The sequence below is a fragment of the Halioglobus sp. Uisw_031 genome, assembly GCF_047729875.1.
Classification (GTDB): Bacteria; Pseudomonadota; Gammaproteobacteria; order Pseudomonadales; family Halieaceae; genus Marimicrobium.
The window spans coordinates 2,083,742-2,098,036 of record NZ_CP159826.1; the positions used below are offsets into that span (position 1 = coordinate 2,083,742).

The following is a 14,295-nucleotide window of genomic DNA, read 5'->3' on the forward strand; positions in this document are numbered from 1 at the left end:
CCCGACCTAGGGGCACCGCTGGCTAAAAATACTTCTAAATAGAGCATCACGCCTCGCTATCCATTTGCTTGCGCACCAACACATCTATCGCCTCACGTGCCCTGGATATGCGTGAGCGCACGGTACCGACAGGGCAGTCCATAATGTCAGCGATATCCTCGTAACTTAGGCCATCGAATTCACGTAACGTTATGGCCGTTCGGAGATCCTCTGATAGTGCGCTAATTGCACCCTGCACCACCGCCTTCAACTCCTCCCCGAATAGCGCATTCTCGGGGGTTTCAATCGTGCGTAAACCCCCTCCGCTTTCAAAGTACTCGGCGTCCTCAAGCTCAACATCTGACCCCGGAGGACGTCGCGAGCGTGACACCAGATGATTTTTCGCGGTGTTGATCGCAATACGATACAACCAGGTATAAAAAGCACTATCACCCCGAAAACCAGGGAGTGATCGATAGGCCTTAATAAAAGCCTCCTGCGCAACGTCCTGAACTTCATCAGCATCCCGCACGTAGCGACTTATCAAACTAAATATTTTGTGCTGATATTTCAAGACCAGCATATCAAACGCCCTCGAATCACCCTTTTGTACTCTGGCGACAAGTTGTTGATCCGTCGCGATGACAGTCATGTGTAGCTCCCTTCCCTAGCACATGATACCACTGTCCGACTGGATATAAGACTATTCAGTAATAGACAACAAAAACTCCACTTAGTTCGCATGACAGCTCGGGCGATATACATCAAGGCGAGTGGTGGCCAAGAAAATTGCTTGTGGATTGCTTCCGTATTTCCCACGAGGTCGTATATACTCCGTTTGTTCAGACTGATGAGGCTAAGTCTTTGAGCCACATCATATATTTCACCTTCTAAAGCATCAAGTAGTGAGCAACATGGCGAGGCGGCATCAACACAATGTATTAGTTATTGGGAGCGGCGCCGCCGGTCTCAGTCTAGCGCTGCGCTTGCCAGCCAACTGTCGGGTTGCTCTGCTGACCAAGGCGGACCTGAATCAGGGGTCGACCTTTTGGGCGCAAGGCGGCATGGCTGCAGTGCTCCACAACAGAGATACCATTGATTCCCATGTGGCCGACACCCTAGCAGCCGGAGCGGGACTATGCCACCGAGACGCTGTGGAATTCACCGTCAGCAACAGCCGACGCTGTGTCGAATGGTTGGTAGAACAGGGCGTCGATTTCGATCTTCGAGAAGCTCCCCGCAATCGGCCAGGTAAGGAGTTCCACCTGACGATGGAGGGCGGTCACAGCCACAGACGTATCATACACGCTGCTGATCGCACCGGACGGGCGATATCCGAAGTCCTAACGGACAGGGTCATTGCTGCCGCAAATATTGAAGTCTTCACACACCGGGTTGCGGTGGATTTGGTAGTGAATAATGGGCGTTGTGAAGGGGCCTACATTCTCGATGAGCAGAGCGGCCATGTTGATCTGTTTCAGGCTTCTTCAGTGGTTCTGGCCACTGGCGGTGCCAGCAAGGCCTACCTCTACACCAGTAATCCCGATGGCGCCAGCGGAGATGGAATTGCTATGGCCTGGCGAGCCGGCTGTCGGGTAGCCAATTTGGAATTTAACCAGTTTCATCCCACCTGTCTATACCACCCCAAGGCCAAATCCTTCTTGATCACCGAGGCCATTCGTGGAGAAGGCGGCAGGCTACTTTTACCCGATGGGACGCCCTTCATGCAAAATTTCGACGAGCGCGGCGAACTGGCGCCGCGTGATGTTGTGGCACGTGCGATAGATCACGAGATGAAACGGCTCGGTGCCGACTGCGTCTTTTTGGATATTTCACACAAATCTCCTGAGTTTATAAACAGCCACTTTCCCACTGTCATGGCACGCTGCCTAGAACTTGGTATCGACATTAGCGCCGAAGCCATACCCGTGGTCCCCGCGGCCCATTACACCTGCGGCGGCATTCTGGTGGACAACCACGGCCTCACTGACGTCGCTGGATTGTATGCTGTAGGAGAGTCCTCTTGTACCGGCCTGCACGGCGCTAACCGTATGGCCAGTAATTCCCTGCTTGAATGCATTGTCTACGCGGAGTCTGCAGCCCATCATATTGCCGACAATCTAGGCCAAATACCGACCCCCACTGGCGCCGCTCCTTGGGATGAGAGTCAAGTAACAGACTCCGATGAGGATGTAGTGATCTCCCACAACTGGGATGAGTTACGTCGTTTCATGTGGGATTATGTTGGCATTGTGCGAACCAACAAGCGTTTACGGCGTGCTTTACATCGAGTACAGCTGCTGCAAGCGGAAATAGCAGAATATTACGGCAACTACAAAGTTAGCAACGACTTACTCGAGCTACGCAACCTAGCGATGGTCGCCGAGCTTATGATTCAGTGCGCGATTTCACGTAAAGAGAGTCGCGGACTTCACTACACACTAGACTACCCAGAGCTCCTGCCAGTGGCCGAAGATACCATTCTAGTGCCAGATAACTCTCCCCTGTAGTGCTGTAAAAACCTTTATCGTCGTCGGGACCGGTGGCCCCGCACAACACTCAGCGCAGCAGCGTCAGCCGGACACGCAACCGACGTAGCTGACGCTTGGGTACACTGTCAGCATAAAGCCAAATATGCCCCGCAGAACCTGCTGCTATATCAGTGAACGCAATATAAACAAACCAGGGCAGTATCGTACTACCCTTACTCGGGCAAATTTCCCTGATAACGCCGTCTCGCTCGAGTGTCCAGCGACCCTCGCGCCAACACAGCTCGGCACCGCGCATAGGGTTGCAGCGCAGCAGCCACAATAGAATAAACGCAATGACCGACAAAGAAACAACCAGAAATGCATAGCCGCGCGCCCAAATCGAGCACAGAGCATAGAGTATGATCAGGCAAAGCGCGCCGTACAGCGCTCCTCGCAATCCTGACTCACCGATCTTCAGGCGCAGAGCGGGTGAATTGGCGTATCTGGCTGACAATCCCCGTTAGCTCCTCATCGTCCGGCGCCCCGCGTAGCATGAGCCAGGCAAATAAATCCTGATCCTCGCATAGCATCAATTGTCGGAACCTATGGCGATCGGTCTCATCGAGCTGTGCGTATCGCGCACTGACAAATGGCTCAAGCATCAGGTCGAGTTCCAACATACCTCGCCTTGCGGCCCATCGCATACGATTAATATCTTCTTTATCTATCATGCCAACAAAATTCTCTCAGAGGACCATCTATAGTGCCCATTATATCGTTTAATTGCTTTGCTGACGTGCTTCGTTACTGACATTGTGGGTGACACAGCCTATTATTGCCCGTCGATCATGCGAGGTAACAACACTTGAACTGCCTTTACACCTGTTTAGAACAAGAGTCTTTACTCCATATTACCGGACCCGACACACTTAAATTTTTGCAGGGCCAGACAACCTGTGACACCCGCCTAATAGACAAAAATCGAGGCCTGCTCGGTATTTTTTGCACACCGCAGGGCAGGGTCGTCTGCGACTTTCTTCTGTGTCAGTTAGGTACAGATCATTTTGCACTGCGCATGCATCGGAGTATCCGAGCAAGCAGCAGCGCGGCATTTGGCAAATACATTATTTTTTCAAAAGCAGCGCTCGACGACACCAGAGAGGACTGGAAACCCTATGCAGTTTGGGGCTCAGGTGCTGCCACGGCGCTAACCAAGCTCTTCGGCCAAGCACCCTCAGAGCGCTTCGGTGCGGTCCATGGAGACAATTTCGTTGTAGTGCAGACCGATCAGGGTGGCGAGCAGTTCGAATGTTATTTACATGAATCATTCCCACAGGACACTATGGGTGAGGCGATACAATTAGCGACCGAGCCCGAGTGGCAAGCCCTGCAGATGACCAATGGTATCGTCCGCATCGAGGCCGCCACGAAGGAAGAATTCGTCCCGCAGACACTCAACTACGACCTCACCGGTCATATTAGTTTCAAAAAAGGCTGCTATACCGGCCAGGAAGTCGTAGCGCGCTTACACTACCTAGGCAAACCCAAGCGCCGCACCGGTTTAGCGCAACTCGCCGTTAACAGCAACCCCACCGTAGGCACTGCCGTATATGATGCGCTATCGGGAAAAAGTATTGGCAGTATCGTCAACTGGTGCACCGTGGGGGGAGACACCACTGCGCTGGTCGCCGCCACGAAAGACGGCCTGACACACGAACTCCATGTCGGCGCCGTTGACGGCCCGTTGTTGGTTGGGCGCGAGCTACCTTATTCAATAGACTCAGAGTAATCACAAAAAAGCGAGGCGCTCCTCGCGCTGCGGGTAACGCCAAACCTTAAGCAGCCTATTATGCGGTGCCCTTTGCGCGCGACAGGCGCTTCGCACTCGCCAAGCCTGCGATTGCAGATATAAACAACCAAGCGGCGGCGGGAAGGGGCACTACCGACGCGTTAGAGGTATTAATCACACCAGCATCGATAACCTGCCCCAGCGAATTTGCGTCAATCGAATAGCCGAAGTAATCAAACCCTGTGCCGGATAGCCCAATTGCGCTGAGCAAATTAGTGCTTAATGTAGAAGAACCCGAGGCGCTAAAGAAATTGAGGGTGTTGCCATTACTATAATCGTAGGAAAAATCATCCATCGTGCTACTGAGCAGTGTCTGTCGCGTAGTGATGCCTAAACCCTTAACCTTCCCTTTAATACTCAACGTCTCTGTCCCAGTGTTGAAACTCAGAACCCCATTTTTAACCTTATAAGCACCATCTGCCGATGATCCTGCAATGGTTAGCGCACCAATGTTGATGTTAGCGCCTTCTAATACACCGCCGCTGGGCGAGAAAGAAAACGAGATATCACCACCGAACCCGGCGGTCCCCGTGCCAAAAGTGATCACAGCCGCTGCTGCATTAAGAGACAACGATCCAAGGACAACAAATCCCAGTAACGCTGACGTCTTCATTAATTTTTTTGCTGTTTTCATCGTCATTTTAAGCTTCTCCGCTGTAAGTCATCGGTAATCTCTAGACGGTGAGAATATTTTTGGCCAAATAGCGTTCACTAGCCAAAACTTCCCTCATGTTTTTATTCTGATGCCATTCCCTTGGCACTCTTTTTCGGATCGTAGTAAATTCTATTACTGCCCGAGATTAGGACTTTACGCATGCTAATCAGCGCTGCCATTGTACTTTTGGGCAGGTTTTGCATTTATAGTGAATGTATTTGAGAACCACGACTCGATGCAGCCGCATCGGCCACCTCAATGGGCTTGTCAAACGATCCCTGTGACCTCACTAAACCAATAGAGGGGCAGGAAGCCGCATGGTTTATGGCCGCTTAACCCTATTTGAGACAAAAAAGACCTCCGATCTCTCGTAAGTAACTGATTTAAATCAGTATCCGAAGGCGTCCCTATGGCGGAGGAACCCTGGTGACGTGGGGCCCGCTTAGCGGGTTTCTGGGAGGAAGTGCACCAACCTATAGCTTAACTTGCTCATTCGCATGCTCGTAATACCCGTAGGCCCTGCAGGCTATCGCAAACGGGTAACTGTACAGAGGAGTCAACAGACCTTGCTCAACTAGCTCAGGGGCGAACTTCTGCCACTGCTTTTTAGTGCGCTCGTTAAGGTTGACTGGGTTATAGAACAGTATTTAAACGCATAGTCTGTCTGCGAAAGGGACCCGGTGCTTTATCCCAACGGACCATGCTCAGGCAAACTCCAGTCAATGGGCGTTATTCCCCTACCCTGCAAATAATCGTTGGCCATAGAAAAATGTCCGCAGCCAAAAAAACCGCGATAGGCACTTAGCGGTGAAGGGTGAGGCGCCTGCAGCACGCAGTGGCGTGCGCGGTCGACAAGTAATCCCTTGTGCTGGGCACACCTTCCCCACAATAAAAAAACCACGCCTTCCCTTTGCCGATTGATGATGTCAATGACACTGTCGGTGAAGGTCTCCCACCCCCTGCCCTGATGCGATGCCGCCTTGCCAGACTCCACCGACAAGACGCTATTAAGCAACAGTACGCCCTGATCGGCCCAAGCTGTGAGGTCTCCATGCGCCGGTATTGGCAGGCCGAATTCCGCGTGTAGTTGCTTGTAAATATTCTTTAACGATGGCGGCACCGCCACACCGGGCTTCACCGAAAAGCAAAGCCCGTGCGCCTGGCCCTCTCCGTGATAAGGATCCTGCCCGACAATAACAATCTTGACCTTGTCCAAGGGAGTATGTCGAAAAGCACTAAACAACTCGTTAGCGCTGGGACAGATTCGTTTACCCGCCTTCTCCTCCGACAACAAAAAAGCCTGCAAGTGCTGCATGTAAGATTGCTCGAATTCTACAGCCAGCGACTTCAACCAACTAGGCTCTAAATCAATACTCCAACTGGTCTCTGTGGTCATTTCGTGCAGAATACATGTCAGTTGCAGGCTGCCATCAACACCACACTTTCGTAGACAGTGCGGTCCTGTGACTCATGAATCCACTTCACTTCCATCGTGTCGGGTGTGCCTAGCGGCTTTTCTACTGCTAACAAACGCTTACGACGCTGTTGCTTAGCCGCAGAAGCGCCGCGAACTGCGGCCAGCGGAGCCGCATTAAAGGCTGCATTACGGCGCTCTTGAGCAGCATCGCCATAGAGTGTCGTACGCATTCGCGGCTGACGCCCCGCCGCATGGATCCGTGCTTCAATCAGCTCCGGCTCCCACTCCTGCCCATGACCAGAACCTGCTGCGCGAGTAATACTCTCATTCATCAATGAGCCGCCCAAGTCATTGACGCCTGCATTCAGACAAGCCGCGACACCTTCTCTGCCCATCTTCACCCACGAAGCCTGAATATTCTCTATAAGCCCGTGAAACACCAACCTAGCTACCGCATGCATTAAAATCGCTTCACGAAAACTCGGCCCACGTCGCGCTTTGCCCTTGAGATACATCGGCGCTTCCATATGCACGAACGGCAGGGGCACAAACTCAGTAAAGCCCGCGGTACGCTGTTGCAATGACCTGATATGCATCAGATGGCTCGCCCAGTGCCGAGGGCGATCGATATGACCGTACATAATCGTTGCCGTGGTGCGCATACCTTCAGCATGCGATGCCGCCATAACCTCCAACCACTGCTCAGTGTTGAGTTTATCGGGACATAAATTTGCGCGAACTTCGTCGTGCAAAATTTCCGCCGCAGTGCCCGGCAACGTGTTGAGCCCCGCCTGTCGCAACTGCCGCAAAAAATTCGGGACACTAACGCCAAGTGTGGCTGCGCCCTGCCATACCTCCAGCGGCGAGAATGCGTGGATATGCATTTCAGGCGTCGCACTGCGAACAGTGTTGACAATATCCAGATACGTTTGGCCGGTGTAGTCAGGATGAATCCCACCCTGCATGCAGACCTCGGTCGCGCCTCGATCCCAGGCCTCGCTGCAACGCCCGGCAATATCTTCACCGGTAATATCATAGGGCCTGCCGCGTAAATTTTCGCTCTGCTTGCCCTTAGAGAAGGCGCAGAACTGACATTTAAAATAACAAACATTGGTGTAATTAATGTTGCGGTTGACGACATAACTTACCGTATCGCCGTTCACTTTTTCACGCAGCTGGTCAGCCTGAGCAACGACATAGGAAAAATCAGCACCGCGGACATTGAACAGTCGAGTAACATCTGCCTCTGTCAACGGACCGGTCTGCCAACACCGCTCAACGATATCCAGCACATCGGAAGATACCGCATCGGGCTCCACCTGGGTCGCCAACAATCTCGCTTCAATCGCAGGCACACTATGTTCCTCGCCAGGCACCCAACTGTCGCGTCGCGCAAATCCCGCAGCATCCGATAGTCGCAACACCGGAGTCTGCACACTATCATCCAGCCAGCGCTCGCCTTCGACAACATAAGCAGGATAAACCGTGAGCCTCTGTTCAAGAAACTTTCCTGCAGCGGCAGTCTCATCGGCTAGTCGCTCCAACTGCGGCCAAGGGGCCTCTGGGTTCACATAGTCGGGCGTGATTGGAGAGACACCGCCCCAATCATTAATCCCTGCGGCGACCAATTGCGGCAACACGCCGGGGCTGAGATTAGGCGGCGCCTGGATATTCATTTGCGCACCAAAAATCAGGCGTGCAATCGCAATAGTCCATAACAATTCGTTAAGGTCCGGCTCCGGTGCAGCCGACATGAGAGTGCCCGGCTTGGCGCGAAAGTTCTGAATAATGACTTCCTGCAAATGGCCGTATCGCTCGTTGACTTGGCGCAGGGCCAGCAAGGACTCAATGCGTTCATAGCGCGTTTCGCCAATACCAATAAGTATGCCCGACGTAAAGGGCACTGAGGCCTGCCCTGCCAGCTCTAGGGTCTGCAATCGTCTGGCTGGCTCCTTATCCGGCGAACCATAATGAGGCATGCCCTTCTCACACAAACGCTGCGACGCGGACTCCAACATAATACCCATTGACGCACTGACCTGACGCAATCCGGCAATTTCATCCGCATCCATGCATCCGGCATTAATATGTGGCAGCAGCCCTGTCTCCGCCAAAACCCGGCGAGCGACCTCCTTGACATAATCGAGCGTGCTGGAAAAACCCATTTCCTGCAAGGCGCGCCGTGCAGCGCTATAGCGTAGCTCCGGCTTCTCCCCCAGAGTAAACAACGCTTCCTGACAGCCCACACTGGCCCCCTGCCGACATAGCTCAAGCACCTCTTCGATAGGCATATAGGGCTGTTCGATTTTTTTTGGCGTGCGCGCAAACGTGCAGTAGTGGCAGACATCCCTGCACAAATGGGTTAAGGGGATAAACACCTTGCGTGAATAGGTGATCACATTCTGGTGGCCGCGATCACGCATGACAGACGCGACTCGAACCAACGCTTCAGTGTCATCAAAGTCCGCCAGAGACAGTGACTGTTGATCGTTGAGCATTTCGCCATGTAGCAGTTGCTTTTGCAAAAATTGCCAATCCGACATCAGCTTGCAATTCCTCTTTTCACTTCATCAATCAAATCTGCGCCACCTGATTCTGTATCACCCATCATAGCGGTCAAAGCTAGGGTCACACGCGCACCCAGTTCGGTATTATAAAGTAACTGTGCGGTATTGCTCGCAGTGTTGACATGCAGCTCGTCCATAATACATTGTAAGTCCGGCGCTTCATCCACATCCAGACCTATACCTGACCTTTGCAAGATCTGCACTGCCACACCCGTATTTTTTGCACCAGCGATATGCGCCGCGCAGCTGTCGGCACCGAAACAAAAGCGCGGCGTACTTGCCGCATTAAATGCCAACAGATTAGTACCCATGCCTTTACTGTCGCAGCCCACTATCAAGCCGTTCAGTGCCTGCTGGCTTGCCAATACAAGGTCAATGTCTTCCCTTGTCAACAGTGGCAGGTCGCCATGCAGAACCACAAGAGGCTCTTCTCCAGCAGCCAGCAACCGTTCACTAGCGCACTGTATCAGAGGGTTCAGACCGCGACACCCTAGGGAGCTCTCGGTCCAGCAATCAGCTCCGTATTTTTGCGCCAACATACTGGCTCCGGGGTCATCGGACACCAGCGTAATACGGGTAATATGTTGATGGCTGCTCAAGACCGCGAGCACATCCTCCACCATAGCCTGAGCCAGGGCACGACGCTCGACACTAGTCAGAACGCCGGACAGGCGAGTCTTTGCTAATACGAGGTCTTTCAATGGAACCAGCGCCTGCGCCATTTGACCTAGCCCACCAGGTCCAAAATGAAACGCGCCAAACGCTGCTTGTCGTCACGAGTCTTCATAACAGTCGGCGCAATCGCCACTTTTACTCCCAAGGCTGCAATATCGTTGGACAGTGTAGCGTCACTTTCGTCAATCACAAAATAATCTAGCAACCCCGGATAAAGCTCACAATAGTGCTGTGCCACCCCCAACGCGGTGACGGGCACACCTAATTCCAGCATCATTTTAGCAGCCGGCCCTTTAATAGCCATGCCTGAGACAATAGGTGAAACCAGCACCAACGGCGCCTTCGAATCTCTTAACGTTGTCCACATTCGCGGAATCTGCAATATAGGATCAATACTCACAAAAGGGTTGGAAGGACATATGACGATGGTGGAGAATCCATCGTCAGCTAGCAAGGCCATAACATCGGCGTTGGGACTAGCGTCAGCAATCCCCTCGAAACTGAAACCTGTCACCTTCGGTTCGCACTGCTCCCTGACAAAATAGTGCTGAAATGGCAGATCACGCCCCTCACTGTGAACGGTAGTGCTTACCAGTTCCTCACACATGGGGTGAATTCGACTGCTGATGCCCAACTGCTGCGCGAGTGCATTGGTAACCTGCGGCAGACTCACGCCCTCCGCGAGCTGGGCCGTTCGCCACAGATGGGTCGCTAAATCGTTATCCCCTAGCCGAAACCAGGTCTCGCCCTGCAACTTTTCTAGCGCCTCCATCACACCCCAGGTCTCACCCGCTAGGCCCCAGCCGAGAACTTGATTGGATTTGCCAGACAGGGTGTAAAGAAGCGTGTCTATATCTGGGCTAATATGCAGACCCAGATGTCTGAAGTCATCCCCTGTGTTGGCCAGTACATGCAGTTGCCCTGGAGCTACCGCGTCCGCCAACCCTAGCGCCAGCTTTGCCCCGCCCACCCCCCCCGAGAGGGCAAGTACTGATTCTTGAAAGGCCTTCATCAGCGAAACATATCGAGTGATTTGTCGCGCAGCAAGTCTGCCGAGCCACGATCAGAGTGCTTAAGACTTGCACCACGAGCTAATACCACGGGACAACCCTCAGCGGCCTGACCCATGACAAGAGAAGCACCCGCAGCCAATTCATCAGCCACCGCTGGCTCCGTCACCTCAAGCGTATTGCCAAACATATCCGACTCACCTATTTGGTTATAAAGGGGCGCCAAACCTGCTGTGCCAATAGCCAAACCCACGGTGCCATTGCGCCACGCCCTGCCCATACTGTCATTGATTATCACCTGAGGAGCGATGGCACCGAGGTCAGCGATGTCCTTGCGCAGCGCTCTTGCTGAAGCATCAGGATCTTCAGGAAGTAGTAATACACGAGGATCATCTGCATCAATACGGATATTAGATTTGTCGATGCCGGCGTTAGCATGGATATATCCGTTGCGATGCTCGACAATAATCACCCCCGGGCGAACGCGAATAACCTCCTTACTTTCCTGCAGGATAAGTTCTACCTGACGAGGGTCTTTTCCCGCTTTTTCGGCGAGCGCCTCTGCCTCGGCACTGACCTTTACATCCGCCAGTCGCACGTAACGATTTTCTGCTTTGGAAACAATTTTTTGCGCGACCACAAGCACATCGCCCTGCTGCAAACTGAGATCGTTTGCCCGCAAGGCCTCCATGATGAGCAATGCAACATCATCCCCTGGCTCCACTAGAGGAAAGCCCAGCAGAGGAATCAACCTCAATCCAGCTGCCATCTAGTGAGTGTCGTCCAGCCCACTGATTTTAATACCCGCGTGACAACCGTACTGTTTATTGATGGTAATCAACACTGATGTCAGCGCTTCGGCTGCAGCGGCATTATTGATCATACCCGCGTGAAAACCGCGCATCCCAGCGGCTTCGACCAAGGTGATCACAGCTTCCCGGGCAACTTTCTTATTGCCCGTCACCAATACATCACACTCCAGGCCCCGACCCTCCTGCAGATGCGCAGCAGCCACATTCTGAAAAGCCGATACCACATAAACCTCTTCACCCAATAACTCCTGGGCGATCTGACCCGCACTGCCCTGCGGTGGCAATTGCACTCGAGCAACCTTAGGCGGCACCAGAGGCACAGTGACATCAATCAGTATCTTGCCGTGTAACGCCTCTTTCACCAGTTCAAGCGTACTCGCCTGGTGACTGAAAGGGACGGTAAGGGTTACGATGTCGGCGGCCGTCGCTGCAGCCAAATTCTCCATAGCGCGGACACTAATTTCAGCGACGCCCCGCTCTGCCATCACTTCACGCAAATCAGCGACGGCCGCTTCTGCCTTCTCCTGCGTGCGCGAGCCAATGATGACCTCATATCCAACCTGTGCCCAGCGCCGGGCCAAACCGGTTCCCAAATCCCCAGTGCCGCCAAGAATGGCGAGGACCGGTAAGCTTTCTGTCGTCATATAACGTATTCCTAATTTAGTAGAGTTGTCAGGGAGTACCGTGTTTACAATGGCTATTATATTGTTCCGTGAGCTGGCAAACAAAGACTAACCTAAAATTTCCAGCCAATGGAAATTCAGTTAGGATACGCACAGCCCGAGCATATTAGGTAAATCATGGCCTAAGCTCAAGCACGGAGATGCCTCGTGCTCATTTCTGTCATCAGGAGACATCGATTATGGACAAAGTGCTGGATTTTAATGGAATGGCTGTCATCGTCACGGGCGGTGGCAAAGGTGTAGGGCGCGGAATCACCGAGTGTTTTCTCGAAGCCGGCGCCGACGTCCTCATCTGCGGCAGGACAGAGCCTGAGTCCCTCCCCGAATGCAACGGACGCAAGGCGCTCTTCACAGCCTGCGATGTCCGCGACTACGAACAGATTGAGACCTGCGTTGCCTTTGCTTTCGAGCAATTTGGCCGTGTCGATGTTTTGGTGAACAATGCCGGTGGCGCACCCTATGCCGAGGCTGCAACAGCGTCGCCGCGCTTTTCAGAATCCATTATTCGGCTCAATCTGATCGCGCCGTTGAACTTTAGCCAAGTGGTCAACCGGGTTATGCAACAACAGGAATCCGGCGGCTGCATCATCAATATCGCGAGTGTCAGTACCATTCGGCCCTCCCCTGGCACCGCCGCCTACGGTGCAGCCAAAGCAGGACTGGTGAACCTCGGCACCTCGCTGGCCGTCGAATGGGCACCGAAAGTGCGTGTCAATGCGCTGGTTGTGGGACTGACAGAGACCGAACAAGCACATTTACACTACGGCGATAAAGACGGCATAGCGGCTGTCGGGGCAACCATACCGTTGGGTCGCATGGCGGTGCCGACGGATGTGGGCCACGCCTGCCTTTTCTTGGCCTCTACGCTGGCCTCCTATGTGAGCGGCACTGACTTTGCCGTGCATGGCGGCGGTGAAAAACCAGCCTTTATGACCGCCGCCAACACCAGTTCATAAGCCCCAGACGCCACTTGATCTACTGCTAATGAAACCCACACTCAGTCAAAGCGATTTCAGTGACCTGATAGGACTCCTTTATCAGGGCGCATTAGAGCCTCAACCTTGGCAAAGTGCCTTGCCCGCACTGCGTGAGGCACTCGATGCACAGGTCGTCTCCCTAGTGCTGCGCCCCCCCTCAGCTGACGACGAGGGGGTTATCCTAAACTGCGTTCGGCAAGATGAAAATGTGGACAATAGTCATGTCACCCTTGCGGACCCTAACGACTGGGAAGTCAGCGCCTATCGCGAACAATTTTTCTCACTGGACCCTTTTGTCAGTTTACCGCTGGATAAGGTCATTGCGCTGGAAGACATACTGCCGGACAAGGATCTGGTGACATCGGATTATTATCTTCACTATCTTAAACCGATCAATCTTTTTCGCATTTTAGGGGTAGATACCTCTGAGCCCGGGGGTATGCTCGCTAGGCTGCGCTTTTCACGACGCGCCAGTGAGCCACGGTTCAAAGCGACAGAACGTCAGTTGCTCACGCTGCTTACACCGCACCTGTCCCGTGCCATCGAAATGTACGCCAAGCTAAATCGCATGACGTCGGAGCGGGATCTCTATGCGGGCGCAGTGAATCAACTGTCTGTAGCCAGTATCATTCTCGATGAACAGGGTCGAATGTTGACGACCAATGCAGTCGGCCGCGCCCTACTCGACCAGGGAGAGGGCCTGAGCCTGCGGGATGGTCACCTGCATATCGAGGGTCGCAATATCAATAAAGAACTGCAGGAGGCCCTGACGAGTATCATCAGAGAGCAGCTGCACGGGGAAACCTCAATGGTACGCGCGTTACGCGTGCCACGGCCGGGTGGACGCTCGGATCTCGGCCTGGTTGTCCGACCCGTGCCCGCTTCACAGTGGAGCGAAGGTCAGGTTAGCCCCTCTGCTGCCGTGTTCATCAGCGACCCTGACCTACAGGAGTCTACATCGCGACCTATTCTGGGTGCGCTATTTGAATTGACCCCGGCAGAAGCCAATCTTGCGACACTGTTAGCCCGTGGACTGAGCCTGGCGCAAGTGTCCGTCGCACAAAATATATCGCAGCATACGGCCAGAGCGCAGCTCAAATCCATTTTCGCTAAAACCGGCGTGTCCAGACAGGCGGAACTGGTGCGACTCGTGCTTAAAAGCGTGGCCTCTTTGGGGTGACAGGCAGCGTTGGAGTATCT

The 14,295-nt window shown here is 53.4% G+C and carries 15 protein-coding genes; 4 read left to right on the forward strand and 11 right to left on the reverse strand.

All coding sequences use genetic code 11. The features are described 5' to 3' along the window. Positions 1–46: 46 nt before the first annotated feature. On the reverse strand, positions 47–631 hold the full coding sequence (gene rpoE, locus ABXT62_RS09460; protein ID WP_415355005.1) for an RNA polymerase sigma factor RpoE: 585 nt from the start codon (positions 629–631) through the stop codon (positions 47–49). 262 nt (positions 632–893) lie between these two features. Here rpoE and nadB point away from each other — a divergent pair, with 262 nt between their 5' ends. Next, complete coding sequence (gene nadB / locus ABXT62_RS09465; protein WP_415355006.1) at positions 894–2,489, forward strand: L-aspartate oxidase; 1,596 nt, start codon at positions 894–896, stop codon at positions 2,487–2,489. 49 nt (positions 2,490–2,538) lie between these two features. On the opposite strand, the gene ABXT62_RS09470 is transcribed toward nadB, so the two are convergent. Both ABXT62_RS09470 and ABXT62_RS09475 read right to left on the reverse strand, forming a co-directional pair. After that, positions 2,539–2,964: a protein YgfX gene (locus ABXT62_RS09470; RefSeq protein ID WP_415355008.1), complete on the reverse strand. Its 426-nt coding sequence runs from the start codon at positions 2,962–2,964 to the stop codon at positions 2,539–2,541. Further along, positions 2,915–3,181 carry a succinate dehydrogenase assembly factor 2 gene (locus ABXT62_RS09475; RefSeq protein WP_415355010.1) on the reverse strand — a complete coding sequence of 89 codons (267 nt, stop codon included), beginning with the start codon at positions 3,179–3,181 and terminating at the stop codon, positions 2,915–2,917. The genes ABXT62_RS09470 and ABXT62_RS09475 overlap by 50 nt, the downstream gene beginning before the upstream one ends. Before the next feature lie 134 nt (positions 3,182–3,315). Between ABXT62_RS09475 and ABXT62_RS09480 the strand changes: the two genes are divergently transcribed. After that, complete coding sequence (locus ABXT62_RS09480) at positions 3,316–4,239, forward strand: YgfZ/GcvT domain-containing protein (RefSeq protein WP_415355011.1); 924 nt, start codon at positions 3,316–3,318, stop codon at positions 4,237–4,239. A gap of 58 nt (positions 4,240–4,297) precedes the next feature. Here ABXT62_RS09480 and ABXT62_RS09485 read toward each other — a convergent pair whose 3' ends face one another. The 8 genes from ABXT62_RS09485 to npdG all read right to left on the reverse strand — a co-directional run bounded on the left by ABXT62_RS09485 (position 4,298) and on the right by npdG (position 12,079). Then, positions 4,298–4,939, reverse strand: a complete 642-nt coding sequence (locus ABXT62_RS09485) for a VPLPA-CTERM sorting domain-containing protein (protein ID WP_415355012.1) — start codon at positions 4,937–4,939, stop codon at positions 4,298–4,300. A 488-nt stretch (positions 4,940–5,427) separates the two neighbouring features. Next, entirely contained in the window at positions 5,428–5,601 is a 174-nt protein-coding gene (locus ABXT62_RS09490; protein ID WP_415358190.1) for a P27 family phage terminase small subunit, read from the reverse strand. Positions 5,602–5,639: 38 nt separating this feature from the next. Next, positions 5,640–6,350, reverse strand: a complete 711-nt coding sequence (gene ung, locus ABXT62_RS09495) for a uracil-DNA glycosylase (protein ID WP_415355013.1) — start codon at positions 6,348–6,350, stop codon at positions 5,640–5,642. 17 nt (positions 6,351–6,367) lie between these two features. After that, entirely contained in the window at positions 6,368–8,914 is a 2,547-nt protein-coding gene (gene cofH, locus ABXT62_RS09500) for a 5-amino-6-(D-ribitylamino)uracil--L-tyrosine 4-hydroxyphenyl transferase CofH (protein ID WP_415355014.1), read from the reverse strand. Then, positions 8,914–9,639: a 2-phospho-L-lactate guanylyltransferase gene (gene cofC, locus ABXT62_RS09505; RefSeq protein WP_415355016.1), complete on the reverse strand. Its 726-nt coding sequence runs from the start codon at positions 9,637–9,639 to the stop codon at positions 8,914–8,916. The genes cofH and cofC overlap by 1 nt, the downstream gene beginning before the upstream one ends. Positions 9,640–9,665: 26 nt before the next feature. Beyond that, positions 9,666–10,625: a 2-phospho-L-lactate transferase gene (gene cofD / locus ABXT62_RS09510; protein WP_415355017.1), complete on the reverse strand. Its 960-nt coding sequence runs from the start codon at positions 10,623–10,625 to the stop codon at positions 9,666–9,668. Further along, the gene (cofE, locus tag ABXT62_RS09515; protein ID WP_415355019.1) at positions 10,625–11,392 is read right to left on the reverse strand and encodes a coenzyme F420-0:L-glutamate ligase; all 768 of its coding nucleotides are present in this window, start codon (positions 11,390–11,392) and stop codon (positions 10,625–10,627) included. The genes cofD and cofE overlap by 1 nt, the downstream gene beginning before the upstream one ends. Then, on the reverse strand, positions 11,393–12,079 hold the full coding sequence (npdG, locus tag ABXT62_RS09520) for an NADPH-dependent F420 reductase (protein ID WP_415355020.1): 687 nt from the start codon (positions 12,077–12,079) through the stop codon (positions 11,393–11,395). Between the two features lie 218 nt (positions 12,080–12,297). Here npdG and ABXT62_RS09525 point away from each other — a divergent pair, with 218 nt between their 5' ends. Beyond that, the gene (locus tag ABXT62_RS09525) at positions 12,298–13,074 is read left to right on the forward strand and encodes an SDR family oxidoreductase (protein ID WP_415355021.1); all 777 of its coding nucleotides are present in this window, start codon (positions 12,298–12,300) and stop codon (positions 13,072–13,074) included. A 28-nt stretch (positions 13,075–13,102) separates the two neighbouring features. After that, entirely contained in the window at positions 13,103–14,275 is a 1,173-nt protein-coding gene (locus ABXT62_RS09530; protein WP_415355022.1) for a helix-turn-helix transcriptional regulator, read from the forward strand. The last annotated feature ends 20 nt before the right edge of the window (positions 14,276–14,295 follow it).